The sequence below is a fragment of the Acidovorax sp. 62 genome, assembly GCF_002754495.1.
Taxonomy (GTDB): domain Bacteria; phylum Pseudomonadota; class Gammaproteobacteria; order Burkholderiales; family Burkholderiaceae_C; genus Acidovorax.
Genome location: NZ_PEFJ01000001.1, coordinates 2,880,175 through 2,905,825, shown reverse-complemented (window position 1 = coordinate 2,905,825; position 25,651 = coordinate 2,880,175). Strand labels below are relative to the sequence as shown.

The window sequence follows — 25,651 nt, the reverse complement described above, 5'->3', positions numbered from 1 at the left end:
GGGATAGCGTTCAATGCGCGGCAGAGACCAGTTGTCCCGTGCGTTCAAACGCCTCCAGGTTGTCCATCACCCGCTGGCCCATGGCCTGGCGGGTTTCGTGCGTGGCGCTGGCAATGTGCGGCAGCAGCACCACGTTGTCCATGTCCAGCAGGGCCTCGGGCACCTGGGGCTCGTTTTCGAACACGTCGAGCCCGGCACCGGCAATACGGCCGTCTTGCAGGGCGCGGATCAGCGCGGCTTCATCCACCACCGTGCCGCGCGCCACGTTGACCAGGAAGCTGCGGGCCCCCAGGGCGTTGAGCACGGCTTCGTTGATGAGATGGCGGGTGGCCGGGCCGCCGGAGGTGACCACCACCAGGAAGTCGCACCAGGCAGCCAACTCGACTAGCGAGGGCTCGTGCGCCCAGGGCACCCCGGCTACGGGGCGGCGCGTGTGGTAGCGCACCTCCATGTCAAAGCCCAGGCCGCGGCGCGCGATGGTCTGCCCGATGCGGCCCAGCCCCACCACGCCCATGCGGGCCCCGCTGACCTTGCGGCCCAGCCCGAAGCTGTTACCGCCCAGGCGGGCCCATTGCCCAGCGCGCACAAAGCGGTCGGCCTCGGCGGTGCGGCGGGCCACGTCCAGCACCAGCGCAAACGCGGTGTCGGCCACGCAGTCGTTGAGCACATCGGGGGTGTAGCCCACGGCAATGCCCCGGGCCTTGGCCGCATCGACCGGCACTTTGTCCAGGCCCACCCCAAAGCTGGAAATCACCTTGACCGAGGGCAGTGCGGCCAGGTGCTGGGCCGACAAGCCAATCGCTGCACTGGTGACCACGGCATCAAACTGTGCTCCTTGCGCAGCCAGGAAAGCGGCCGGATCGGGTTCGTCGGTCAGGCGGTGCACGTTGTAGCGGGCGTGCAGGGCTTGTTCCAGCGCGGGTACCAATTTGCCAGCCTGGAGGATGCGGTTCAAGGTGTGCATGGGGTGGGGTCAGTGCAGTGGGTGCGGCGATTGGGCTGGAGGCTCAGGTAGGGCGAACGGCCTGGCGGGCCAGCAGGCGCCATTGGCCGCCATCTTTTTGCCAGACGGTCAGTACCTTGATGGTGACGTTACCGGGGGTGCCACGGTCATTGGTGGCTCCGGCCAGGGTGTGGCGCACCACGGCCACGTTGCCCGAGATGCTGATGGTCTGGTCCGAGAGCGTGATGGAGACAAAGTCAGAAGACTTGTCCATCAGCGCGCCGATGAAGCTCGCTTGCGTGTCCACCTTGCCGCCCGAGTGCCCATAGCTCAGCAGGGGGCTGGTCAGGCCGGTCAGCGTGGCCTGGTCTGGGTCGACCATGGCGACGCGCAGCTTCTCTACGACCGAAGCCACGGCTTGCTCTTCGGCAGAGGCTTGGGCGTGCGCCACCAGGGGGGCGGTGACCAGCGCAGCGGCCAGGGTCACGCCTTGTGCGCAGCGCAGGCTCCAGCGGGAATTGAATGGGTTCATGGTTGTCTCCTCAGGATGGTGGTTGGAAAAGCAGAAAGCCCCAGAGGGCTGGGGCCGGGATGGCGCTTGGAACCTGTTCAGAAGTTCGTGCGCCTTTTGGTTATGCGTTCTGCGTGGGGCGATTTACTGAGGGCCCAGGGGGGCCATCAGTGCGCGCAGTTGCTCGACTTCAGCGGGCTTGAGGTCGGACAGCGGTGGGCGCACGGGGCCAGCGCTGTGGCCGATGATGGTGGCGCCAGCCTTCACGATCGACACGGCGTAGCCTTCACCTTGGTTGCGCAGGGCAATGTAGGGGATGAAGAAGTCGCGGATCAGGCGGTCGCAGGTGGCGGTGTCGCCCGCAGCGTGGGCGTTGTAGAACTCCATCGCCGTCTTGGGGATGAAGTTGAACACGGCCGACGAGTACACGGGGCAGCCCATGGCCTTGTAGGCACCGGCAAACAGCTCGGCGGTGGGCAGGCCGCCCAGGTAGGCGAAGCGGTCACCCAGCGTCTGGCGGATGCTGACGAACTTCTCGATGTCGCCAAACCCGTCCTTGAAACCAATCAGGTTGGGGCAGGTGTCGGCCAGCACTTGCAGGCTGGCGGGGGTCAGGCGGCAGCCGCCACGGTTGTAGACCACCACGCCAAACTTCACGCTCTTGCACACGGCTTGCACGTGGGCAATCAGGCCTTCCTGGCTGGCTTCGGTCAGGTAGTGGGGTAGCAGCAAAATGCCTTGGGCGCCCAGGCGCTCGGCTTCTTGTGCATATTGAATGGCCAGAGTGGTGCCGCCGCCAGCGCCCGCGATGATGGGGGTGCGGTTCTTGCACGTGGCCAAAGCCACCTTGATCACTTCGCTGTACTCGCCTGGCTCCAGCGAGAAGAACTCACCTGTGCCGCCTGCGGCGAACAGGGCCGAAGCGCCGTAGGGCTGCAGCCATTCCAGGCGGTCAGCGTAGGGCTTGGGGGCAAAGCGCAGGTTGCTGTCGAAGTCGGTCAGCGGGAAGGACAGCAGGCCAGCTTGCAATACGCTTTTGAGTTCTTGAGGGGACATGGTCGGGCTCCGTAGGAATGAAAAGGGTGGAATTCCTGCTACCAGCTAAGAACAGCGGCTCAGTGGCCTGGTCTCAGGAACATGAGGGATTCATGTTGTATGTCATCGTACAACATGAATCGCAAAAATGGTGTCCGGGTTAATACGGATAAGGCGATGTTTTGTGGCGTCAGCTGGCTTCGGCTTGTGCGCGGCGTCGGCGTTCGCGGCTATTGGCCAGGTGGGTGCGCATGGCGGCGCGGGCTGCATCCGGGTCTTGGCCCACGATGGCGTCAAAAATATTTTCGTGCTCACCGTTCACGCGGCGAAGGTACTGGCGGCGTTCGTCGCTTTGGTCGTCGGCGCTTTCCAGTCGTGCGCGCGGGATGATCATGCTGCCCAGCGAGCCCATCAATTCCGTGAAGTGGCTGTTCTGGGTGGCGCGTGCAATCTCCAGGTGGAACTGAAAGTCTGCCGCCACTGCATCGCGCCCTTCGTCCACCGCCTGGGCCACGGCGTTCAGGGCCTGGCGCATGGTGTTCAGGTTGGCGTCGGTGCGGCGCAGGGCGGCCAGGGCGGCGGCTTCGGTCTCCAGGCCGATGCGCAACTCCAGCACGGCAATCACATCGCGCAGGGTGCTGAATTGCTCGGGGGTGATCTTGAAGCCAGGGTTCTGCCCCATGCCCAGCACAAAGGTGCCAATGCCGTGCCGCGTCTCTACCAGGCCGGAGGCCTGCAGCTTGGAAATGGCTTCGCGCACCACAGTGCGGCTGACGTCGAACTCGGCCATGATGGCTGCCTCGGTGGGCAGCTTGTCGCCCACAGCCAGACGCCCATCACGGATGCGGTCGCCCAGGGAATCCACCAGCTCCAGGGCCAACGTGCGTGGTTTGCGGCGAAGGGCGGGTTCTGTGTTCATGTCTCGGTGTTATCCCTATGTGGATTCGTGGTACTACGTAGTACATTGCATTTCGTTGTACGACAACTGATGACGTTCAACCTATCAAGTGCGCCACTGTACCAAGAACCTGCCGAATTGCCATGCCTAGTCACCCGACGTCAATCCGATTCAACCGTATCTTGCTCACTGGCGCAGCCGGTGGCTTGGGGCGCGAGCTACGCACCCGCCTGAAGGCCTACTGCACCACGTTGCGCCTGTCTGACATTGCCGACCTGGGCGACGCCCAGCCGGCAGAAGAACTGCACCCCGCCAAGCTCGAAGACGCAGCCGCCGTGCATGCGCTGCTACAGGACGTGGACACCGTGGTGCACCTGGGCGGCGTGTCGACCGAGCAGCCCTGGGAGCCCATCTTGCAGGCCAACATCATTGGGGCCTACAACCTGTACGAAGCGGCCCGCAAGCAGGGTGTCAAGCGCATAGTGTTTGCCAGCTCCAACCATGTCACGGGCTTTTACCGCCAGGACGAGGTGGTGGGCCTGAAGGACCCCGCCCGCCCTGACGGCCTCTATGGCCTGTCCAAGGCCTTTGGCGAAGACCTGTCGCGCTTTTACTTTGACCGCTACGGCATCGAGACCGTGTGCCTGCGCATCGGCTCGTCCTTCCCTGAGCCGCGCAACCGCCGCATGCTGGCCACCTGGATGAGCTACGACGACCTGGAGCGCCTGGTGGTGGCCAGCCTCACGGCCCCCGTGGTGGGCCACAGCATCATCTACGGCATGGGCGACAACACCACCACCTGGTGGGACAACACCTTGGCGCGCCACATTGGCTACCGCCCGCAAGACAGCACCGAGCCCTTCCGCGCCAAGATCGAAGCGGCAGACCCCACCCCCGATATGAGCGACCCGGCCGTCATCTTCCAGGGTGGCCCCTTCGTGCGCACGGGGCCTTTCGAATGACGCAGCCCTCCGTTGACATCCTGCTGCCCGGCCACCTGGATGCCGTGGGCGAAAGCCCGGTCTGGAGCGTGGCCGAGCAAGCCCTGTACTGGGTGGACATTGAAGCCCCGGCCTTGCGCCGCTGGTCCATGGCCGATGGCCAGCTCACGAGCTGGGCTGCGCCAGAGCGCATTGCCTGCGTGGCCCTGCACGCCAAGGGCGGCTTGATTGCCGGCATGGAAACGGGCGTGTTCCATGTGCGCCCCGGCGCTGCCGGCTTGCTCGATTGCACGCTGCTGGCCATGGTGCACCACCCTGAGCCTGGCATGCGCTTTAACGACGGGCGCTGCGACCGCCAGGGCCGCTTCTGGGCGGGCACCATGGTGCGCGACATGTCGCTGGCCCGGCCTGCGGGCGGCCTGTACCGCACCGATGCCGCCGGGCTCTCGGCCCCGCTGGTGCAGGGGCTGGTTACGCAAAACGGCCTGGGCTTCAGCCCCGATGGCCGCACCATGTACCTCAGCGACAGCCACCCCACGGTGCAAAAAATCTGGACGCTGCCGCTGCACGACGACGGGTCGGTGGGCGAGCGCCGCCTGTTTGCGGACATGAAAGACCTGCCCGGCCGCCCCGATGGTGCGGCTGTGGACGCCGAGGGCGGCTACTGGATCTGCGCCAACGACGCAGGCCTGGTGCACCGCTTCACGCCCGATGGCCGTCTGGACCGCTCCATCCGCGTGCCAGCCAGCAAGCCCTCCATGTGCAGCTTTGGTGGCACCAACCTGGACCAGCTCTTCATCACCTCCATCCGCCCCGGCCAGCCCGTGGGCGACGACGTGGCCCATGGCGGTGCGGTGTTCGTCACCCGCCCTGGTGTCTGCGGACTGCCCGAAACCCCTTTTTCATCGACCACATCGGGGCAATGACCCCGTTACCCAAGGAGACAAGCATGAAATTTCCACACCTGTTGGGCCGCGTCACCGTAGCCATCGGCATTGCGCTGGGCAGTCTGGCCGCGCAAGCCACCGAGTTCCGTTCCTCCGACATCCACCCCGATGACTACCCCACCGTGCTGGCCGTGCGCCACATGGGTGAAGAGCTGGCCAAGGCCACGGGCGGCAAGCACTCCATCAAGGTGTTCTCCAAGGGCGCCCTGGGCATCGAAAAAGACACCATCGAACAAACCAAGCTGGGCGCCATCGCCATGACGCGGGTGAACGTGGCACCGATGAACAACATCTGCCCCGCCACCATGGTGCCCACCATGCCCTTCCTGTTCCGCGACAAGGAACACATGCGCAAGGTGCTGGACGGTGCCATTGGCGATGAGATTCTGAAAGACTGTGAATCCCAAGGCTTTGTGGGCCTGGCGTTTTACGACAGCGGCGCGCGCTCCATCTACACGGCCAAGAAGCCTGTGAAGACCCTGGCCGACGTCAAGGGCATGAAAGTGCGCGTGCAGCAAAGCGACCTGTGGGTCTCGCTGCTCGAAGCCATGGGCGCCAACGCCACCCCCATGCCGTTTGGCGAGGTGTACACCGCGCTCAAGACCGGCCTGGTGGACGCTGCGGAAAACAACTACCCCAGCTACGAAAGCTCGCGCCACTTTGAAGTGGCCAAGTACTTCAACAAGACCGAGCACTCGATGGCGCCCGAGATCCTGTTGTTCTCCAAGCGCGTGTGGGACAAGCTCAGTGCCGATGAGCAAAAGGCCATCCGCGCTGCCGCCAAGGAATCCGTGATCTACATGCGCAAGCTGTGGGACGAGCGTGAAGAGAAGTCGCTGGCCATCGTCAAGGCCGGTGGCGCTGAAATCATCGAAGTGGACAAGACCCCCTTCAAGACGGCCATGAAGCCCGTGTACGACAAGTTCCTGAAGGACCCCAAGCTGCAAGACATGGTCAAGCGCATTGAGGCTGTGAAGTAAACGCCCGCAAGGGTCTGCAAGTGGGCTGCGGGGGGTCTCCGCAGCCATTTTTGAAATCACTCGTATGTTCAATCTCTACACGCGACTGTGCGCCTTCATTGCCCGCACCTGCCTGAAGGTCGGCGTCGCTGGCATGGTGTTGCTGGTGTTTGCGGTGCTCTACCAGGTCATTGGCCGCTACATCTTCAACGACACCCCCACCTGGGCAGAAAGCGGCGCGGTGCTGCTGGTGCTGTACGTCACCATGCTGGGCATGGCCGTGGGTGTGCGCGATGCAGGCCACATCGGCCTGGAGTCCTTTTTGGTGCTGGCGCCCGAATGGCTGCGCCTGAAGATGGAAATCCTGATCCACGTGCTGGTGCTCGTCTTTGGCGTGGTGATGGCCTGGAATTGCGGCGTGCTGGCCGAATCCGTCATGGACTACAAGATCCCCACCCTGGGCATCTCTGAGGCGTTCAAGTACGTACCGCCCGCGTTTGCCGGTGTGCTGGTGGCGCTGTTCTCGCTGGAACACATCATTGCCCTGGTGCGCGGCACCGAGGTCGAGCCTGCCTGGCACTGAGCCCTTTTTCCCCAGACACCCACCGAGACTTTCATCATGGCGTTGACCATTCTGTGCGTGAGCTTCACGCTGCTGTTGCTGCTGGGCGTGCCCGTGGCGTTTTCGATTGGCCTGTCCTCACTGGCCACCATCCTGTACGAGGGCTTGCCCCTGGCGGTGGGTTTCCAGCAAATGATTTCGGGCATGAACCCGTTCTCGTTCCTGGCCATCCCGTTCTTCATCTTTGCGGGCGAAATCATGATGTATGGCGGCATTGCCGACAAGATCGTGGACTTTGCCAAGAGCGTGGCCGGCCATGTGCGCGGCGGCCTGGGTATGAGCAATGTGCTGGCTTGCACGCTGTTTGGCGGTGTCTCGGGCTCGCCAGTGGCCGACGTGTCGGCCATGGGCGCCGTGCTCATCCCGCAGATGAAGAAAGAGGGCTACCACGCTGACTACGCGGTGAATGTGACCACGCACGCCTCGCTGGTGGGCGCGCTCATGCCCACCTCGCACAACCTCATCATCTTTGCGCTGGCCGCAGGGGGCAAGGTGAGCATTGCCGCGCTGATCCTGGCAGGCATCGTGCCCGCCGTGCTGCTCACCGTGTGTAACCTGTTGGCTGCCTACCTGGTGGCTGTGAAGCGCGGCTACCCCGCTGGCACCTTCCCTGGCTGGGCGATTGTGTGGATTTCGTTCAAGGCGTCGGTGCCCGGTCTGGCCGTGGTGGTCATCATCATTGCGGGCATTTTGTCGGGGGCCTTCACGGCCACCGAGTCGGCCTCGGTGGCCGTGGTGTGGGCCTTGTTCCTGTCGGCGGTGGTGTACCGCCGCCTGACGCGTGAACAGTTCCTCAAGGCCGCCTCCAAGGCCGTCAAGACCACGGGCACCGTGCTGCTGCTGATCGGCATCTCGTCCATGTTCGGCTACCTGATTGGCCTGTATGGCGTGGCCGAGTTGACGGCTGAGGCCCTGCGCTCTTTCAGCACCACACCGTGGGTGATTTTTCTGTCCGTGAACGTGATCCTTTTCATCCTGGGCACCTTCCTGGACATGGCGGCCACCATCCTGATCTGCACGCCCATTTTCTTGCCCATCTGCCAGCAGTTCGGCATGACCACCGAGCAGTTCGGCATCGTCATGCTGATCAATTGCGCGCTGGGTCTGAACACGCCCCCCGTAGGCACCACGCAGTTCATCGGTTGCACCATTGGCGGCATCTCGGTGGGCTCGGTGATGAAGACCATCTGGCCCTTCTATGGCGCACTCATCGTGGCGCTGGGCCTGGTCACCTACGTGCCTTCGTTCTCGATGTGGTTGCCCAACCTGATCTTGAAGACCGGCTGATGGTTTGCTGAGGAGACGCCGAAAGGCCTTGACGGGCGGGTGCCTTGCGCTCCCGCCCGTTTTTTCCTTGTCCCTCGGCTTTCCTGTCGTCATCGTTGTTTTCTTCGCCGCACCCGGCTGGGGCGGCGCATCTTGCTGAAAGACCGTTGCATGGGTTCCACCCGCTTTTCTGACCGTAAAACCGTTGTGGCCCTGGCGCTGCTGTGCTGCCTGCTGTGGGGCAGCTCCTACCCGGCCATCAAGACAGGTTATGAATGGTTTGGCATTGCCGCCCACGATGTGCCCACCAAGCTGGTGTTTGCGGGCTGGCGCTTTCTGTGGGCGGGGCTGGCCCTGCTGGGCCTGGCACTGGCCACGCGCCGCCAGGTGTGGGGGCTGGGTGCGGGGGCTGCGCGCCAGCTGGTGGTGCTGGGGCTGGCGCAGACCACACTGCAGTACGTCTTCTTCTACGTGGGGCTGGCCTACACCACCGGGGTCAAGGGCTCCATCATGAACGCCACGGGCACTTTTTTCAGCGTGCTGCTGGCGCACTGGATCTATCACAACGACCGTTTGAGCCACGCCAAGATCTGGGGCTGCGTGGTGGGCTTTGCGGGGGTGATGGTGGTCAACCTGGGGCGCGGCCCGCTGGACATGGACTTCACCTTGCTGGGCGAAGGTTTTGTGGTGATTGCCGCCTTCGTGCTGGCCGCAGCCAGCATTTACGGCAAGCAGGTGTCGCAGCGCATGGATTCGATGGTCATGACCGGCTGGCAACTGGCCTTAGGCGGTGCGGCGCTGCTGGCCATTGGCTGGGGCTTTGGGGGCTCGCTCACCGGCTTCACCTGGCAATCCACCCTGCTGCTTGTGTACCTGGCGCTGCTGTCGTCGGCCGCGTTTTCGCTGTGGAGCTTGTTGCTCAAGCACAACCGGGTCAGCCAGGTCACCGTGTTCAACTTTTCCGTGCCGGTGTTTGGGGCGGTGCTGTCGGCCATCTTCTTGGGCGAGGCGCTGCTGGAGTGGAAGAACCTGCTCGCTCTGGTGCTGGTGTGCGCGGGCATCTGGCTCGTGACGCGCGATGCCCCGGCCCCCAAGGCACCCTCTGCGCCAGCCAAATAAAATTGGCACATGGCTTACACACTTTCACGCGAAGCGTTTCAACAAGAGCTGCACGGCCAGCGCACCGACCTGTTCACCCTGCGCGGTGCGGGTGGCCTGCAGGTGGCGGTGAGCAACTACGGCGCGCGCCTGGTGCAAGTGGCCGTGCCAGACGGGCAGGGCGGTCTGGTGGACGTGGCCTTGGGTTACGACAACCTGCAGGGCTACCTCGATGGACAGCTCTCCATGGGCGCCTTCATTGGCCGCTGGGCGGGGCGTTTGCGCGCGGGGCAGCTGCATGTGCCCGGTGGCTGCACCCTGCAGTTGCCCACCAACAGCGGCCCGCACCACCACCATGGTGGGCCGCTGGGCAGCCGCTTTCAGGTGTTTGGCGTGACCGAAGTGCAGGCCGATGCCATGGTGCTGACCCACACCTTCCGCACCGAAGACGACGCCGTGCCCGGCACCGTGCGACTGACGCTGCACCTGCAGGTCACCCCCGACAACGCGCTGCACATGGATTGGATGGCCGAAGTGGCCGATGCCCCCACGGTGTTCAACCCCACGGGCCACGCCTTCTTCAACCTGGCGGGCGCGGGCAGCACCCTGGGCCACACGCTGCAGCTGCCTGCCAGCCGCTACGTGCCGCTGGCGCCCGATGTGTGCCCCACGGGCACCCTCGAATCGGTGCAGGGCACGCCGTTCGATTTTCGCCAGCCCTGCAGCGTGGCCGATGCCACCGCGCTGCCTCACGAGCAACTGGCACGGGCCGGTGGCCTGGACCATTACCTGGTGTTGGACGATGCCGCCTCAGTGTCCGTAGCCCTCGCTGCCACCCCTGGGCTGCGCCTGGCCGCGCAGCTGGCCGACCCCGCCTCGGGCCGGGCCCTGCAGGTCTGGAGCACGGCCCCCGGTGTGCAGGTGTATGCAGGCCACGGCCTCAAGGCCGACCCGGCCCGCGACCTGGGGCGTGGGCCAGGGCAGGGCAACTGGCTGTGGCAGCCGGGCGACGGCATCTGCCTGGAGCCCATGGAATACCCCGACGCGCCCAACCACCCTGCCTTCCCGGTGCAATGGTGGTTGCCGGGTGACGTGGTGCGGGGCGCCATCGTCTACCGGTTCACGGGGTGATGGGCTGCCTCAGCGGCTTGTAGAGACCGGGTTTTCAGTCTTTTTGGCCTCTAGCGCTTTCTGAATAAGCGCTAGCAGCTATAAAAATAGGAGTGCTTGGCTCTTGCTAGAGCTGGTGCAGGGCACGCCCTCGCCGCCTAAGTTTCGTCTAAGTGTCCCTGCCCACACTGCCTTCCATCGCAACCCTGATAGGAAAGGCAGACCATGAACTCCATCGCAAGCACACCCCGCCGACTCATCCTGGCCCTGGTGGCCGCCGGGGCTCTGGGCGGCACGGGCGCGGGGCTCCTCATGGGGTACCGGGCGCAGGCCAGCACGCCAGCCATCACCGCCCCCGCAGCCCTGCAAGCCGCACCGGCCAGCGGCGTCGCATTGCCCAGCTTTGCGCAAATCACCGCGCAAAACGGGCCCGCCGTGGTCAACATCAGCGTGACGGGCTCTACCAAAACCGCCCTGGCCGAAGACGATGACGACGACGGCCAGCCCGCATCGCGCCGGGGTCCCCAGTTGGATCCGAACGATCCGTTCTACGAATTCTTCCGCCAGTTCGGCATTCCGGGCGCGGGTGCGCAGGGCCAGCGCAATGTGCCCACGCACGGCCAGGGCTCGGGCTTCATCGTCAGCGCCGACGGGCTGGTGCTGACCAACGCCCATGTGGTCAAGGGCGCCAGTGAGGTCATCGTCAAGCTCACCGACCGGCGCGAGTTCCGCGCCAAGGTGCTGGGCTCAGACCCCAAGACTGATGTGGCCGTGCTCAAGATCGACGCCAAGGACCTGCCCACCGTGCGCCTGGGCAGCACGCGGGATTTGCAGGTGGGCGAATGGGTGCTGGCCATCGGCTCGCCCTTCGGCTTTGAAAACAGCGTGACCGCGGGCGTGGTCAGCGCCAAGGGCCGCTCGCTGCCCGACGACAGCCTGGTGCCCTTCATCCAGACCGACGTGGCGGTGAACCCTGGCAACTCGGGCGGCCCGCTGTTCAACGCGCGCGGCGAGGTGGTGGGCATCAACTCGCAAATCTACAGCCGCTCGGGCGGCTACCAGGGCGTGTCGTTCTCCATCCCCATCGAGCTGGCCGCCAAGATCAAAGACCAGATCGTCGCCACCGGCAAGGTGCGCCACGCGCAACTGGGCGTGGCCGTGCAAGAGGTGAACCAGGCGTTTGCCGAATCGTTTGGGCTCGACAAGCCTGAGGGCGCGCTGGTGGCCAGCGTCAGCAAAGGCAGCGCGGCCGACAAGGCCGGGCTGGAGCCGGGCGATGTGATCCGCCAGGTGGACGGCCAGCCCATCGTGGCCTCGGGCGACCTGCCCGCCTGGGTGGGGCAGGCCCAGCCCGGCCAACAGGCCCGCTTGTCGGTGTGGCGCAAAGGCAAGCCGGTGGAGCTGACCGCCACCCTGGGCGATGCCAGCGACAAGACCAAAAAGCAGGCCAACGCCGAAGACGCCGTGGGCAAAGGCCAGCTGGGCCTGGCGCTGCGCCCGCTTGATCCCCAAGAGCGCCGCGAAATCGGCGGTGCCGAAGGCCTGGTGATCGAGCAAGCCCGTGGCCCTGCCGCCGCCGCCGGTGTGCAGCCGGGCGATGTGCTGCTGGCGATCAACGGTGCCGCAGTCAAAGACATCGCCCAGGTGCGCGCCGCCATGGCCAAGGCGGGCAAGTCGGTGGCGCTGCTCATTGAGCGCGACGGCGACAAGATCTTTGTGCCGGTGCGGCTGGGGTAAGCGGCAAAGAGGGCGGGGCCGTGCAATCTGCCTTGACCCCGACCCGCTCGGGTTGAGCCTGTTGAAGCCGGGAACTGGTTACGGCGGCACTTCGACAAGCTCAGTGTGAACGGATTGGGGTGAATAGATTGGCTGAATCGATCAGCTGAATGCCAGGTGCTGTGTTCCCTGCCCCTGTCATTCCCCCGTCCGCTCGGGCTGCGCCTGTCGAAGCCAGGTCACAGCCTCGGCACCCCACCATTCGCTATGCTTGCCCACCATGCGATTGCTACTCGTTGAAGACGACCCCATGATCGGCGAAGCCGTGCAAGACCTGCTGCGTGCCGAACAGTACGCGGTGGATTGGGCGCGGGATGGTGAAGCCGCAGACACCGCCCTGCGCACGCAGGCCTATGACCTGGTCATGCTGGACTTGGGGCTGCCCAAGCGCGACGGCCTGGCGGTGCTGCGTGACCTGCGCGCCCGCAAAATCCGCACCCCGGTTCTGGTGGCCACGGCCCGCGACGCCGTGGCCCAGCGCATCGAGGGGCTGGACGCCGGGGCCGACGACTACGTGCTCAAACCCTACGATCTGGACGAACTGCTCGCCCGCATCCGCGCCCTGCTGCGCCGCGCGGCGGGCCGGGCCGAGCCGGTGTATGAGCATCAGGGCGTGTGCATCAACCCCGCCACGCGCGAGGTGACTGTGCAGGGCGCACCCGTGGTGCTGTCGGGCCGCGAATGGGCGGTGCTGGAGCCGCTCATCGCCCGCCCCGGCATGGTGCTGTCGCGCCAGCAGCTCGAAGACAAGCTCTACGGTTGGGGCGACGAGGTCAGCAGCAACGCGGTGGAGGTCTACATCCACGGCCTGCGCAAAAAGCTGGGGGCTGAGCTGGTGCTGAATGTGCGCGGCGTCGGCTATCTGGTGCCGAAGGCATGACCCCCCTGAGCGGCTTCGCCACATCCCCCCAAGGGGACGACAGCCTTTGCTGCGGGGCGGCCCTTGCTGGCTGTCTCCGCGCAATCCCACACCCTGGGCATGCGACGGGGCAACACGCAGATGGAGGGGTGGATTGAGATGACGAACGTGCACACAACCTCCTGGCGCAGCGCGCTGCAGTCCATGCTCCCCCGCTCCCTGCGCATGCAGCTGCTGGTGTTCTTGCTCGCGGCCATCGTGTTGGCCGGGGCGGTGCAGGGGGCGCTGGCTTATCGGGCGGCGCTGGCCGAGGCCGATGCCCTGTTCGACTACCACATGCAACAAACCGCGCTGGCCCTGCGCTCGGGTCTGCCTGTGGATGCGCAAGGTCTGGGGCCGGGGCTGGACCCGGAGGACGAGAACCACGAATTCATCGTGCAGGTGTGGACCAACGAGGGCCTGCGCATTTTTGAATCGGCCGTGGGCGCGGCGCTGCCGCAAATCGCGGTGCTGGGCTTTACCGATGTGAAGGCGCGGGGCGGCACCTACCGCGTGTTTTCGATGCAGACGCGCTCGCAGGTCATTCAGGTGGCGCAGAACATGGCCGCGCGCCAGGGCATGGCCCGCAGCCTGGCGCTGCGCACGCTGGCGCCCCTGGCCATCATGGCGCCGCTGCTGGTGCTGGCCGTGTGGTGGGGCGTGAGCCGGTCTCTGGCCCCTGTGGAGCGCGTGCGCCGCCAGCTCGCACGGCGGCAGGCCGATGACCTCTCGCCCGTGAACGACGCCGCCCTGCCCGACGAAGTGCAGCCGCTGGTGGGCGAGCTGAACCTGCTGTTCGAGCGCGTGCAGCGCGCCTTTGAGGCCCAGCAGCACTTTGTGGCCGATGCCGCGCACGAGCTGCGATCGCCCCTGGCCGCGCTGCGCCTGCAACTGCAAGGCCTGCAGCGTGCAGGTGACGACGCTGCCCGCTCCGCTGCCGCCGAGCGCTTGTCCGCAGGCATTGACCGGGCCACCCGGCTGGTGGAGCAACTGCTGACCCTGGCCCGCCAGGAATCTGGCAGCGCACCCGCCGAACCCGTGGACCTGCGTGCGGTGGCGCAACTGGCGCTGGCCGACGTGGCCCCCGCTGCGCAGGCGCGGGGCATGGACGTGGGCCTGCTTGAGTCAGACCCCGCCCCGCTGCCCGGCAACGCCGAGGCGCTGCGCATGCTGGTGCGCAACCTGCTCGACAACGCCATCAAATACACGCCGCCGGGCGGCCAGGTGGATGTGCAGGTGCGTGCACAGGGCGGCCAGGCCGTGCTGACGGTGGAAGACAGCGGCCCCGGCATTGCGCCCGAGCACCGCGAGCGCGCCATGCAGCGCTTTGTGCGCGTGACGGCCGACAGCACCCCGGACAGCGCTCCCGGCAGCGGCCTGGGCCTGGCCATCGTGCAGGCCATCGCCCAAAGGCACGGCGCTACGGTGGCGCTGGGCGTGTCTGAACGCTTGGGCGGGTTGAGGGTGTCTGTGCAATTTGCTATTAAATAGATAGCTTCTGGCGCTTGCTGGATAAGCGCTGGAGGCCAATAATTCTTGATTGACTACCCGTCTCAGCCTGCCCATCCACCCAACCGTTCGGGCTGAGCCTGTCAAAGCCAGGGCACTTTGGGCAAACAGACCTTCGACAGGTTCTGAAACTTGAATGCCGGTATGGCCGAGCGTCGCCTGGGCGCCAGACGGCGCTCGGCTGGGCCCGCACAATGCCCACACCGCGCTGACCAGGGCCCTGCACGGCACGCAGGCCCCGCGCTATTTCAGGTTCTCTCACCATGCACTTCATCGTTCTCGGCGCAGGCGCCATCGGTTGCTATGTGGGCGGTCGTCTGGCGGCGCACGGTCATTCGGTGTGCTTGGTGGGGCGCACGCATGCACTTGCGCCCATCGCCCAGCAGGGCCTGAGGGTGAGCGACCTGGACGGCTTCGACCACACCGTGCCTGCCGCTGCCTTGCCCCAGGCGGCCACGCTGGCGCAGGCCGTGCCTGGCCCAGACAGCATCGTGCTGCTGTGCGTCAAAAGCGGCGCCACGGCATCTGCCGCGCGCGAACTGGCGACGGCTTGCGCACCAGGCACCCCAGTGATTTCGCTGCAAAACGGCGTGGACAACGTGGCGTGCATTGCTGAGGTGGCGCCACGCCTCAGGGTACTGGCAGGCATGGTGCCCTACAACGTGGTGCTGCGCGGGGCCCATGTGCACCGCGCCACCGCAGGCCCCATGCAGTGGCAGCGCGACGCCATCACCGAGCGCATCGCCCCAGTCTTCAACGCCGCAGGCCTGGCCACCGTGCTGCCGCCAGACATCCGCGCCGTGCAGTGGGGCAAGCTGCTGCTCAATCTGAACAACCCGGTCAATGCGCTGTCCAACCTGCCGTTGCGCGAGGAGCTGCTCGACCGCGACTGCCGCCGTGTCTTGGCCGCCCTGCAAACCGAGGCTTTGCGCGTGATGGCCCAGGCGGGCATCGCCCCCGCCCAGCTCACGGCCGTGTCGCCCACCCTGTTGCCCCACGTGCTGCGCCTGCCCAACTGGCTGTTCACCCGGGTGGCCCGGCGCATGCTGCAGATCGACGCCACGGCCCGCTCATCCATGTGGGACGACCTGGAGGCCGGGCGGGTGACAGAAATCGACGCCCTGTGCGGCGCCGTGGTGCGCTTGGCTGCCCAGCAGGGCATGGCTGTGCCATTGAGTGCGCGGATGTGCGAGTTGCTGGGCGGGCCGAGGTTGCGGCTGTCTGGGCTGGAAATGCGGCGAATGTTGGGGGTGTAGGTATGGTGTCCCTGTCGGGTTACGCTGCGCTAACCCGACCTACGGGCGTAGCGGGCGTTGTCTCCAATGCCACATGCAGCCCCGCTTTCAGGCACCCTAGCGCCACCGAGGTCCGAAACCGCCGCACGTTGTCGTCGCCCTCAAACAGGCGCTGCGTCAGCGCCTCGTAGTCGGCCATCGAGGCCACGTTCACCACCAGCAGGTAGTCTGCTTCGCCTGTCACGCTGTAGCACTGCTGCACGGCCTCTTCGGCGGCAATGCGCTCGCGCAGCGGGGCGGTGCGGTCGGGGCGCTCGTTTTCCAGGTGCACTTCCAGCACGATGGTCAGTGGCTTGCCGACCTTCACCGGGTCCAGCACCGCCACGTTGGCGCGGATCACGCCGTTGTCTTTCAGGCGCTGGATGCGCCGCTGCACGGCCGGCGCCGACAGGTTCACGGCCTGCGCTATCACGCGTTGGGGCGTGGTGTTGTCGGACTGCAGGATGTTGAGGATGGCAAGGTCAAAGCGGTCAAGTGCAGCGGTGGTGGTCATGCAAGGCCCCTGGAGTGAGCGAAAGTTGCGTTCAAGGCCCCAAAACAGAGCCAAAAGCACGCGCCATACGCACTACATTTTTGCGCATGACTGCATCCCGTCTTCAACGTTTCTTTCCCTTCCTTGCGGTGCTGGGCTCCGTCACTGCCTTGGGGCTTGGCACTTCGTGGGCCAAGCAGGTGTTGTTTCCGGCCGTAGGCGCGCAGGGCACCACGGCAGTGCGGGTGGGCCTGTCGGCGGTGTTGATGCTGCTGCTGTGGCGCCCCTGGCGCTGGCGCCTGTCGCGGGCCGATGCCAAGGCCGTGGCCCTGTATGGCGCTGCGCTGGGCGCCATGAACCTCATGTTCTATATGTCCATCCAGACCCTGCCATTTGGCCTGGCCGTGGCCATCGAGTTTGCCGGGCCGCTGGCCGTGGCCATCTGGTCATCGCGCCGCGCTGTGGACTTTGTGTGGGTGGCACTGGCCATGGTGGGCCTGGGCTTGCTCCTGCCTTTGGGGCTGAGCGGCAGCACGCTGGACCCGGTGGGGGTGATGTATTCGGTGGGTGCCGCCGTGTTCTGGGCGCTGTACATCATCTATGGCAAGCGGGCCGGGCATTTGCACGCGGGGCAGTCGGTATCGCTGGGCCTGCTGGTGGCCGCGATGGTGGTGGTGCCCGTGGGCGTGGCGCACGCAGGCGCTGCGCTGCTGTCCCCCTCGGTGCTGCTGGTGGGCCTGTGCGTGGCGGCCATTTCCAGCGCCATCCCCATCTCGCTGGAAATGATGGCCCTCAAGCGCCTGCCCAAAGAGGCCTTCGGCATCATGATCAGCATGGAGCCCGCCGTGGCCGCGCTGCTGGCACTGCCGCTGCTGGGCGAGCACCTGAGCGCGGTGCAGTGGCTCGCCATTGGGTGCATTGTGGCGGCGTCGATGGGCAGTGCGGCCACCGCACGCCAGTCCGCTGCTGTGGCGGTGCAGCCTCAGTCGGCGTGATGTCGGGTGGCGTTGCGAGCGAGGCCTGGCCCGGTGGGATCGGACCGGCGACCTACCAGGGGGTGATCGCTCACCTTTTGATAGCTGCTGGCGCTTCATGGGCAAGCGCTAGAGCTTGTTTTTATGACAATTTCAGTGTGACCGCTGCCAGCGGATAAGCTGGGAGGCTGCTTTCGGGGTGTTGCGCTGTGGCCCGTGCCTCTCCCGTCCACCCACAAAAAATCCGCCAGAGCGTGGACTCTGGCGGATGCAGGACTGGTCCCTTCGACAGGAATCGAACCTGTATCTAGCGCTTAGGAGGCACTCGTTCTATCCATTGAACTACGAAGAGGCAGGCGGCGATTGTATGGGCTTCGGCCGTGAGTTCCGCCCTCAGTCGTACTTCATCGTGTAGATCAGATCCACCGCACTGTTGCTGCCCGCTTGCCCGCGCAGGGTGAGGCGGCGCGAGAGGTCGTAGAAGATGTACAGCGCGCCCATGGTGCCGGACAGGGTACGTTCGTAGGTCACGTACAAGTCCTTGGACAGGCGTTTGCCGAAGGTGAGGGCGGCGGCGCTGGCGTCTTCGCCGGCTGCGGCGCTTTTGAAGCCGATCTCGTCCAGGCCCACGCGGCTGGCCAGGTTGGCGGTGACCGACTGGCCCCGGTTGCCCAGCAGGGTCAGGGCGGCTTGCTGCAGCACAGCAGCTTCGGCACCGCCTGCGGTGGCGTCGCGGCCGAGAACTACCCAGGCGAGCTTTTCGGCGTCGGGCAGTTCGGGGTCTGAGTACAGGCGCACGCGGGGTGCCAGTGCCGAGCCGGTGACCTGCACGCCTGCGCGCACGCTGATGTTGGGGCGCAGCGCCAGGATGTCGAGCGAGGGGTTGTTGTACGGGCCGTTGAAGCGGATGAGGCCGGTCTCCACGTCCAGCACCTGGCCCCAGGCGCGGTAGCGGCCTTCTTCGGTGCGCACCTCGCCCGTCACGCGTGGGGGCGCGCCGGGTGTGGGGCTGCTGCGCAGTTCCACCTCGCCAGTCAGCCGGGTGGTGATGCCGTGGCCTTGCAGGGCAAAGTCGCGGCCCAGGTTCAGCGTCACGGCCATCACCGGGGGCTTGGCGGCGGTGACCTGCCCCGTGGGCCCGGGGGAGGGCTGTTCGGCTTTTTGCTGGGCCTTGGCGGCGGCTTGCGCGCTGGCCTGGGCCTGCTTGTCGCGCGCGGCAGAGCGCACCACCACGTCCGAGCCCAGCGTGGGGGCGGATTCGTCGGGCAGCAAGATGGTGGCGCGGTCGGTGGTGAGCTGGCCGGTCAGGCTGAACTGGCCTTGCTCTAGCGTGGCTTGCAGGTTGCCCGAGACGCTGACTTGCCGGTCGGCACGCACGAGCACCTGCAGCGCTTTGGCCTGGGCTTGCAGGTTCAGGCTGATGCGGGGCGCTGCATTGGTGGCCGGGTCGGCATCGGTCCAGGCCAGGCGGCCTGTGGCCGAGAGCGTGCCGCGCTCGTCAGGGGCAGCTGTGCGGTTGCCGCTTTGGCCGGTGATGCGGGCTTTGCTGCCGCGCCCGCCTTGCAGCTGGAACTCGGTCAATTCCACCTGGTTGCCGCGCAGGTTGGCGCGCAGGCGGCCGCCTTGCAGGTCTACTCCGTCCAGCAGGGAGCGCACGGCCAGGTCGTCTGCGGCCAGGGTGCCTGCCCAGCGCGGGGCATTGCGGGTGCCAGACAAGGTGGCGTTGGCGTCCAGCGTGCCGCGCACGCGCCAGCCGGGGGGGGCCAGGGCCGACCACACGCCTACGTCGGGCAGCCGTGCGCGCAGGGTGCCCGCCAGCGGTGCGTCGGCGGGCCAGGGGGGCTCACCCTGATCCCATTGGATGCGGGTGTTGGCACTGGCATCGATCTCGCCCGCGCGAGCACTGGCCCATTGCAGGCGGGCGCTGAGGGTGTCGGCCTGCAGTTGCACCGACAGCTCTGCCTGGCGCACGCCCGCCGTGCTGACGGCGGCTGCGGCGGTGGCCGCTTGCACGCTGCCATCTCCCAGCCCCTGGCCACTGCTGTGGCTGACCACGCCGGTGGATGCATCGCCGCCCAGAATGCGCACATCGCCCTGTGTGCGCCGCAGGCTGGCGCTGGCGCGTGGGGTGTCGGTGGTGTCTACGTTCCACTGCCCCTCCAGCAAGATGTCCGTGGCCAAGCCCAGCCGGGCCAGCAAAGGTTGCGGGGCCAGGGTGGGGGCGGTGGGCGAGGGTGTGGTGCCGGTTGCCGGGGAGGTGGCCTGCTCGGTGCTCAGCGCATCCACCCAGGCCAGTGGCAGGCCCTGTAGCGTGCCCTGCGTTTGCACGCGGGGCAGGGTGCCTGCCACCGTGGTCAGGCGCAGGGGCTGCCAGCGCAGTTGCACGGTGCCGGGCAGGGGACCTTTGATCTGGGCTTGCCCGGCCGTGGCTTGCACGGCCCAGCCCTGAGGTGTGTGGGCAGCGGCTTTGCGGGGCTGTTCTTTGGGAAGCAGTTTGGCCGCTGGGGCACCGCTGCGCAACGACACGCTCCACGGCTCGGTGAGCTGGGCCACCCAGGTGCCGCTCTGGCGCGTGTCTTGCCACTGGGCGCGCAGATGGCTCCACTGGGCTTGCCATGTGCTGGAGCCTGCTGCAGCACCCGCCCCAGTGCCTGCCGCCGGGGCGCTGAGGCCGCCGCTCAGGCGGGTTTGCAGCGACCAGCGCTGTGTGCCGGTGCGCGCCTCGCCTTCCACTGTCAGGTTGGCTTGGGTCATTTGCCCTTGCAGCTCGGCCTTCACCGCCCGCCATTGGATGGATGTGGCGACGTTGCTGGACGAGCTTGCGGGCAGCACCGTCTCCAGCTGGGGGGTGCTCAGCGTGGCTTGCACGCTAAAGGCAGGCTGGCCTGCGGGCCAGGCCGTGCCCTGCGTGGCGGCTTGCAGTTGTTGCTGCAGCGTGTGCCAGCCGCCATTCCACTGCCATTGCAGCTGCGCCTGGCCTTTGGCCGATGCCATGCCCAGCGCGCTTTGCACGGCGGTGCCCACCCAGGGTAGGCGGCCCAACCAGCGCAGGGTTTGCTCCGCATCGTTCACGCGCAGCAGGCCATTGCCCTGGCCTGCGCGCGGTGCCATTTGCCCTTGCAGGCGCAGCTCGGTCCCGGGCACGGTCACGTTCAACAGCCCTTGCGCTGCCAGCGTGGGGGCGGGGTTGGGTGTGGTCGTCTGTGCAGCCGCCTCCGCAGCTGGGCCCCGGCTGATGCGCAGGTCGGTGGCTTGGGCCTGCAGTTGCAGGGCTTGCAGGTTCAGCTTCTCTATGTGCGCAGTGCCACCGTTGTCCAGGGGATTCCACTGGCCTTGGGCCGAGAACGCATCGATGCGCAGGGCTGCAGCATTGCCCGCTGTAGCGCCTGGGCGGGCGGCGCGCACATCGGCCACAAAGCGCACGGTCTGCGTGGCCTGCGACGGCACGCTGGCCTGCAGGCTGCCTGACAGCGGTGCCGCTGCGAGCGCGGTGTGTAGCGCGGCGGGCGACAGGTGGCTCAGACGGGCCTCGCCCTCCAGCACGCCGCTGGCGGGCGTGAAGCGGCCTTGCACACTGAGGCTGCCCGCGTTGGGGCCAGCGCCCACGGTGGCGGTGGCGTTGGGCACTGCCCACTGCGTGCCGTTGTAGGTGGCTTGGGCTTGCAGTTGGGCCAGGGGCAGGCGCTGTGCATCCCACGGGCCGGGCTGGCGGTTGGTCACATCGGCCGCCAGTTGCCAGGTGGCGGGTTGTGGGGCATTGCCCGCCGTGGTGCCCAGGCTCAGGGTGCCCCGCAGATCGGTGGCGGGGGCCTGGGGCCACAGGGCGGCCAGGTTCACGGATTGCAGGGTGGCCTGGGCTTGCTGAACGGGCTGGGCTGCCCAGGGCTGCACCGTGGCCTGCACGCTGGCGCGCATGGCGGCTGCTTGGGCCTTGGTGCCTGCCAGTGAGGTGCCAGGCTGCACATCCGCCTGCAACTGCAATTGGGCGGCTGCTGTGGCCAGCGTGCCTTGCAGGCTGGCGTGGGCGGTGGCTGCGAATGCTTCGGTGCGGCCGGGCAGGGCGGTGGTGAGGGTGCCATCCACCGAGGCTTGCAGTGCCATGGGCGCTGCGCCTTGCAGGGTGGCCTGCGCGGTGTACTGGCCCTGCGCCAGCGCCAGGTGGTCAATGCGCAGGTGGTGCGCCTGTCCGTCAAAACGGTACTGGCCTGCCAGCCCGTGCACCTGCAGTGGGGAGGCACTGGGCTTGTCGGTGGCGGTTGCGGTACTTGCTTGGTCCTCCGAGCCTTGTTCGGCCTGGCCCCATTGCAGTTGTGCGATCTCAAACGGAACCTCCATCGCCAGGGGCAGCAGCAGTTGCTCCAGGGGGGCGGTGGCGGGCGGTGGCTCGTTGGCCGGGCGTGGCAGTGGCGTGATGTGCACCCGCGCCGCGCTCACGGTGCTCAGCTGCAACTGGCGCTGCAGCAGGGGCGGCAGTTGCCAGCCCAGCTGGGCATCGGTCACTTCCACTGCCAGGGTCGGGCTGCTCCAGCGCAGCCAACCCACGCGGCCGCCGCTGCGCAGCGAGCCTGTGACGTCGCGGCTTTGCAGGCTTTGGCCTGCGGGCAGCCACTGGACTACTTGCGTCAGGGCGGTGGCCAGTGAGGTGGACTGCCCGGCCCACCACCAGGCGGCCCCGGCCACGCAGGCCAGGGTGATGCACAGGGCTGCCAGCGCCCACAGCAGCCAGCGCAGCACCTTGCGGGCCGGATGGCCCGTTGGGGCTGGGCCTGCGGCTGGCGTGGGTGGGGTGTGCGGTGTGGGCGAGGACGTGTCTTGTGGTGTCTGCATCAGAAGGTGAACCCCAGTCGCAAGTGCAGCCGCAGCTTTTTCGATTGAACGCCCCAGGCCAGGTCGGCCTGCAGCGGCCCCACGGGGCTGCGCCAGCGCACGCCTGTGCCCACGCCCACGCGCGGGTCCAGGTCGCCCAGGCGGTCGGCCACGGCACCGGCGTCCACAAACAGGGTGCTTTCCCAGTCGGTCATGTTGCCGCCGTAGACGATGGGGCGTTGCCACTCCACGCTGGCCACGCCCATGTAGCGCCCGCCGTACAGCAGGTTGTTGTCGGTGCGTGCACCGATGGCGCGGTAGCCGTAGCCGCGCACGGTGGTGTCGCCCCCGGTCAGGAATAGCTGGGCGACGGGGATCTCGGCGCTGTCGCGTGCCAGCACGGCGCCCACTTCGGTGCGCACGGCAATGCGGGCGCTGCGGGCCACGCCGTCGCCCGCCTCGACCCGCCCTGCGGGAAAGAACGATTGCCAGCGCACCAGCGTGCGGGTGAAGGGGTTGCGCTCAGGCCGCAGCGTGACGCCCGCGCCCAGCTCCACCGCAATGCCGTAGCCGCGCGTGGGGGCCGTGTTGCTGTTGAAGTAGCGGCCCGTCCAGCCGTAGTTCACGCTCAGGGCAGCGCTGTCCGCCGGAGCATTGAGGCCCTGGGCGCGCGAAGTGTCGTAGCGCAGGTAGTAGGTGCGGTCGATGTTCTTGGTGCTTTGGCTGCGCCCGCCCAGCACTTCCACGCTGTTGACGTCGTAGTCGCCCGTTTGCTGGCGTTGCGCCAGGCCCGAGGTGAACCAGCGCCAGCCGTTTTCGCCGGGCAGGGCGGTCCAGCCGGTGCCGATTTGCTGCGCCTTCTTGTCGAGCGAGAGCTTGTTGATGGCACGCCAGCCCTCTGTGGGCCACTGGTTGTGCGTGTGGTCGATGGACAGGCGCGGCCCGCTGTCGGTGGACACGCCCACACCAAACACCAGCTTTTGCAGTTTGGCCTCGCGCACCTGGGCGATCACCGGGGCGGCCTGTGGGGTGGGGCTGTCGGTGTCCAGCGTCAGAAACACCGCGTCGTAGTAGCCGCTGCTGGCCAAGCGCTGCTGGGCGTCCAGCATTTCGGCCTCGTCATACACGGTGCCGGTGGGCAGCCGCGCCAGGCGGCGCGCGCCGTCGGGGTCATAGCGTTCGTTGCCCTGCACTTTCAGCGGCCCGAAGCGGTAGGCGGGGCCAGGGTCGTATGTGACGGACAGGGCCGCTTGCTGCGTGTCCGCATCCACCTCGGCGCGGCTGTTGGTGATGCTGGCGCTGGGGTAGCGGCGCGCCTGCAGCTGGCGCAGGCCAGCGCTTTTGGCACTGGACCAGCCCGATTGCGTGAAGGCGCTGCCCTCGGGCAGGGCCCAGTTGCGTTGCACGCGCTCCAGCTGGCGCACCCGGGCATCGGGCTCCGTCTCTGCACCTTCGGTGAAGCGGATGTCGGCACTGGCAATGCGCGTTTGGGGCCCAGGCTCCACGGTGATGGTGACTGCGTAGGGCGGTGTCGGGGGCGCAGCGTCGGCGGGGGCTTCGCGCAGGCTGATGGTGATATCCGGGGCAAAGTAACCCAGGGTGCCCAGCAGCTCGCGCACATTGGCGTCGGCGGCGTGCAGCAGGCGGCGCAGCTCTTCGGCCTGCAGGTCGGGCAACTGGCGAAAGCGTTGCAGCTCCAGGTGGCGCTCCAGCGTTTCGCGCACCGTGTCAGGGGCTTTGACGTCCAGGCTGAACGTCGCCTGCGCTGCCGCTGTGGCTGCGTCGGTGGTGGTGTGGGTCTCGTCGTCTGTGGGGGCTTGGCGTGGCCACAGGCTGCAGCCTTGCAGCGCCAGCGTGCCGCAAAGCAGCAACGCCGACCATGGGGCCGGCGTTGAATGGGGCAGTGCCTTGCGCACGGTGCGCGCGCTGGCAGCAGAAACGGGCGTGAAAAAAATCATGTCAGGGGTGCAATGCCGCAATCGTGTTGCAGTAGTGCCTGAGTATGGAGGCAACTGCCTGGCACTATGCCCTGAAAACCCCGGCAGTTCTGTAGGACAGGGACTGTGAGCACCAGCGGCATTGCGCCGCATGGCGGGGCTATGCGGCTACTTGGACAGCAGCCGCATGGTCTCTTCCAGCCCCTTGAGCGACAGCGGAAACATGCGGTTGCCGATGAGCTGCTGGATGATACTGATGCTCTGGCGGTACTGCCACACGCCCTGCGGCTCGGGGTTGATCCATGCGAACTTTGGGAAGGCGTGCGTGAGGCGCTGGAGCCACTCGGCACCGGGCTCCTCGTTGTTGTATTCCACACTGCCGCCGGGCTGCAGGATCTCGTACGGGCTCATGGTCGCGTCGCCCACAAAGATCAGCTTGTAGTCCTTGTTGTACTTGCGGATGATGTCCCAGGTCGGAAACTTCTCGGCAAAGCGGCGGCGGTTGTTCTTCCACATGAAGTCGTACACGCAGTTGTGGAAGTAATAAAACTCCAGGTGCTTGAACTCGCTCTTGACGGCGCTGAACAGCTCTTCCACGCGCTGGATGTGCTCGTCCATGGTGCCGCCCACGTCCATCAGCAGCAGCACCTTCACGTTGTTGTGCCGCTCGGGCACCATCTTGATGTCCAGGTAGCCCGCATTGGCTGCGGTGCTGCGGATGGTGTCGGGCAAATCGAGTTCGAGCTCGTGCCCCTCGCGCGCAAACTTGCGCAGGCGGCGCAGCGCGACCTTGATGTTGCGGGTGCCCAGCTCCTGCTGGTCGTCGTAGTCCTTGTAGGCGCGCTGCTCCCACACCTTCACGGCGCTCTTGTTCTTGCCCGCGCCGCCAATGCGCACGCCCTGCGGGTTGTAGCCGCCGTGGCCAAACGGGCTGGTGCCGCCCGTGCCTATCCACTTGCTGCCGCCCTCGTGGCGTTCCTTCTGTTCCTCGAGGCGCTTCTTCAGCGTCTCCATCAGCTCGTCCCAGCCCATCTTCTCGATGGCGGCTTTTTGCTCGGGCGTCAGCTCGTTCTCCAGGATCTTGCGCAGCCAGTCGGCCGGAATCTCCTTGGTGAAGTCGGCCACCATCTCCACGCCCTTGAAGTAGGCGCCGAAGGCCCGGTCGAACTTGTCGTAGTGCTTCTCGTCCTTGACCAGCGTGAGGCGCGAGAGGTTGTAGAAGTCGTCCAGCGCCCATGCGTCATCGGACTTGGGGCCCACCACGCCCGCCTGCAGGGCTTCGAGCAGGGTGAGGTATTCCTTCACGGACACGGGCAGCTTGGCTGCGCGCAGGGTGTAGAAGAAGTCGATCAGCATGGTTTTGGCCTCTAGCGCTGATTAAGAGAGCGGTGGCTGCTCTTAAGTTGATAGCAATGCGGCAAGGCTCAATCGCGCGGCTTGGCCTGCGCTGCACGCCAGCGCCGGGCGCCGTGCAGCCCCAGCCCGCCGCCCAGCCCCACCAGCGCAATGCCGATCAGGCTGCGGGTGCCGTAGCCCGGTGCAAAGATGTCCAGGCCCAACACCAGGCCTGCACCAAAGCCCAGCAGAGCCCCGCCCACAAACCCCACGGCGTCAGACAGGCCCTCGATCAGCAGGCGCTTGGACTCGCTCATGT

General features: G+C 66.6%; 21 protein-coding genes and 1 tRNA gene. 12 read left to right on the top strand and 10 right to left on the bottom strand.

The genetic code is table 11. The features are described from left to right. Window positions 1–10 precede the first annotated feature (10 nt). The 4 genes from CLU86_RS13050 to CLU86_RS13035 form a co-directional block, all read right to left on the bottom strand. Window positions 11–964, bottom strand: a complete 954-nt coding sequence (locus CLU86_RS13050) for a 2-hydroxyacid dehydrogenase (protein ID WP_099741896.1) — start codon at window positions 962–964, stop codon at window positions 11–13. 43 nt (window positions 965–1,007) lie between these two features. Beyond that, entirely contained in the window at window positions 1,008–1,475 is a 468-nt protein-coding gene (locus CLU86_RS13045; protein WP_099741895.1) for a nuclear transport factor 2 family protein, read from the bottom strand. 123 nt (window positions 1,476–1,598) lie between these two features. After that, window positions 1,599–2,510 carry a 5-dehydro-4-deoxyglucarate dehydratase gene (gene kdgD / locus CLU86_RS13040; RefSeq protein WP_099656467.1) on the bottom strand — a complete coding sequence of 304 codons (912 nt, stop codon included), beginning with the start codon at window positions 2,508–2,510 and terminating at the stop codon, window positions 1,599–1,601. Between the two features lie 169 nt (window positions 2,511–2,679). Beyond that, window positions 2,680–3,408 (bottom strand): FadR/GntR family transcriptional regulator, encoded by a 729-nt coding sequence (locus CLU86_RS13035; RefSeq protein ID WP_099656466.1) that lies wholly within the window; start codon window positions 3,406–3,408, stop codon window positions 2,680–2,682. A 122-nt stretch (window positions 3,409–3,530) separates the two neighbouring features. Here CLU86_RS13035 and CLU86_RS13030 point away from each other — a divergent pair, with 122 nt between their 5' ends. The 11 genes from CLU86_RS13030 (at window position 3,531) to CLU86_RS12980 (ending at window position 15,769) form a co-directional block, all read left to right on the top strand. Further along, the gene (locus tag CLU86_RS13030; RefSeq protein WP_099741894.1) at window positions 3,531–4,349 is read left to right on the top strand and encodes an NAD(P)-dependent oxidoreductase; all 819 of its coding nucleotides are present in this window, start codon (window positions 3,531–3,533) and stop codon (window positions 4,347–4,349) included. Then, window positions 4,346–5,254, top strand: coding sequence for an SMP-30/gluconolactonase/LRE family protein (locus CLU86_RS13025; protein ID WP_099741893.1), 909 nt, complete (start codon window positions 4,346–4,348; stop codon window positions 5,252–5,254). The genes CLU86_RS13030 and CLU86_RS13025 overlap by 4 nt, the downstream gene beginning before the upstream one ends. A 23-nt stretch (window positions 5,255–5,277) precedes the next feature. After that, complete coding sequence (locus tag CLU86_RS13020; RefSeq protein WP_099656463.1) at window positions 5,278–6,255, top strand: TRAP transporter substrate-binding protein; 978 nt, start codon at window positions 5,278–5,280, stop codon at window positions 6,253–6,255. A 64-nt stretch (window positions 6,256–6,319) separates the two neighbouring features. Beyond that, window positions 6,320–6,817: a TRAP transporter small permease gene (locus tag CLU86_RS13015; RefSeq protein WP_099656462.1), complete on the top strand. Its 498-nt coding sequence runs from the start codon at window positions 6,320–6,322 to the stop codon at window positions 6,815–6,817. Between the two features lie 36 nt (window positions 6,818–6,853). Next, a complete protein-coding gene (locus CLU86_RS13010; protein ID WP_099656461.1) occupies window positions 6,854–8,143 on the top strand; it encodes a TRAP transporter large permease in 1,290 nt (429 codons plus the stop codon). Window positions 8,144–8,293: 150 nt separating this feature from the next. Continuing rightward, window positions 8,294–9,241 carry a DMT family transporter gene (locus CLU86_RS13005; protein WP_099741892.1) on the top strand — a complete coding sequence of 316 codons (948 nt, stop codon included), beginning with the start codon at window positions 8,294–8,296 and terminating at the stop codon, window positions 9,239–9,241. A gap of 9 nt (window positions 9,242–9,250) precedes the next feature. Then, window positions 9,251–10,351, top strand: coding sequence for an aldose epimerase family protein (locus CLU86_RS13000; protein WP_099741891.1), 1,101 nt, complete (start codon window positions 9,251–9,253; stop codon window positions 10,349–10,351). Between the two features lie 204 nt (window positions 10,352–10,555). Next, on the top strand, window positions 10,556–12,067 hold the full coding sequence (locus CLU86_RS12995) for a DegQ family serine endoprotease (protein ID WP_099741890.1): 1,512 nt from the start codon (window positions 10,556–10,558) through the stop codon (window positions 12,065–12,067). Window positions 12,068–12,326: 259 nt separating this feature from the next. Next, window positions 12,327–12,986, top strand: coding sequence for a response regulator transcription factor (locus tag CLU86_RS12990; RefSeq protein WP_099741889.1), 660 nt, complete (start codon window positions 12,327–12,329; stop codon window positions 12,984–12,986). A 183-nt stretch (window positions 12,987–13,169) separates the two neighbouring features. Next, the gene (locus CLU86_RS12985) at window positions 13,170–14,495 is read left to right on the top strand and encodes an ATP-binding protein (protein WP_233195280.1); all 1,326 of its coding nucleotides are present in this window, start codon (window positions 13,170–13,172) and stop codon (window positions 14,493–14,495) included. 281 nt (window positions 14,496–14,776) lie between these two features. After that, window positions 14,777–15,769 (top strand): 2-dehydropantoate 2-reductase, encoded by a 993-nt coding sequence (locus tag CLU86_RS12980; protein WP_099741888.1) that lies wholly within the window; start codon window positions 14,777–14,779, stop codon window positions 15,767–15,769. A 19-nt stretch (window positions 15,770–15,788) separates the two neighbouring features. Here the strand turns inward: CLU86_RS12980 and CLU86_RS12975 are convergent, their stop codons facing one another. Next, on the bottom strand, window positions 15,789–16,301 hold the full coding sequence (locus CLU86_RS12975; RefSeq protein ID WP_099741887.1) for an Lrp/AsnC family transcriptional regulator: 513 nt from the start codon (window positions 16,299–16,301) through the stop codon (window positions 15,789–15,791). A gap of 86 nt (window positions 16,302–16,387) precedes the next feature. Here CLU86_RS12975 and CLU86_RS12970 point away from each other — a divergent pair, with 86 nt between their 5' ends. Next, window positions 16,388–17,275, top strand: coding sequence for an EamA family transporter (locus CLU86_RS12970; RefSeq protein WP_099741886.1), 888 nt, complete (start codon window positions 16,388–16,390; stop codon window positions 17,273–17,275). Window positions 17,276–17,531: 256 nt separating this feature from the next. On the opposite strand, the gene CLU86_RS12965 is transcribed toward CLU86_RS12970, so the two are convergent. The 5 genes from CLU86_RS12965 to CLU86_RS12945 form a co-directional block, all read right to left on the bottom strand. After that, a tRNA-Arg gene (locus CLU86_RS12965) sits at window positions 17,532–17,606 on the bottom strand. 41 nt (window positions 17,607–17,647) lie between these two features. Then, window positions 17,648–22,081, bottom strand: coding sequence for a translocation/assembly module TamB domain-containing protein (locus CLU86_RS12960; protein WP_099741885.1), 4,434 nt, complete (start codon window positions 22,079–22,081; stop codon window positions 17,648–17,650). Further along, window positions 22,081–24,018: an autotransporter assembly complex family protein gene (locus CLU86_RS12955; protein WP_099741884.1), complete on the bottom strand. Its 1,938-nt coding sequence runs from the start codon at window positions 24,016–24,018 to the stop codon at window positions 22,081–22,083. The genes CLU86_RS12960 and CLU86_RS12955 overlap by 1 nt, the downstream gene beginning before the upstream one ends. A gap of 147 nt (window positions 24,019–24,165) precedes the next feature. Beyond that, window positions 24,166–25,353 carry a VWA domain-containing protein gene (locus CLU86_RS12950; protein WP_099656435.1) on the bottom strand — a complete coding sequence of 396 codons (1,188 nt, stop codon included), beginning with the start codon at window positions 25,351–25,353 and terminating at the stop codon, window positions 24,166–24,168. Between the two features lie 68 nt (window positions 25,354–25,421). Then, window positions 25,422–25,649 (bottom strand): hypothetical protein, encoded by a 228-nt coding sequence (locus CLU86_RS12945; RefSeq protein WP_099656434.1) that lies wholly within the window; start codon window positions 25,647–25,649, stop codon window positions 25,422–25,424. Window positions 25,650–25,651 lie beyond the last annotated feature (2 nt).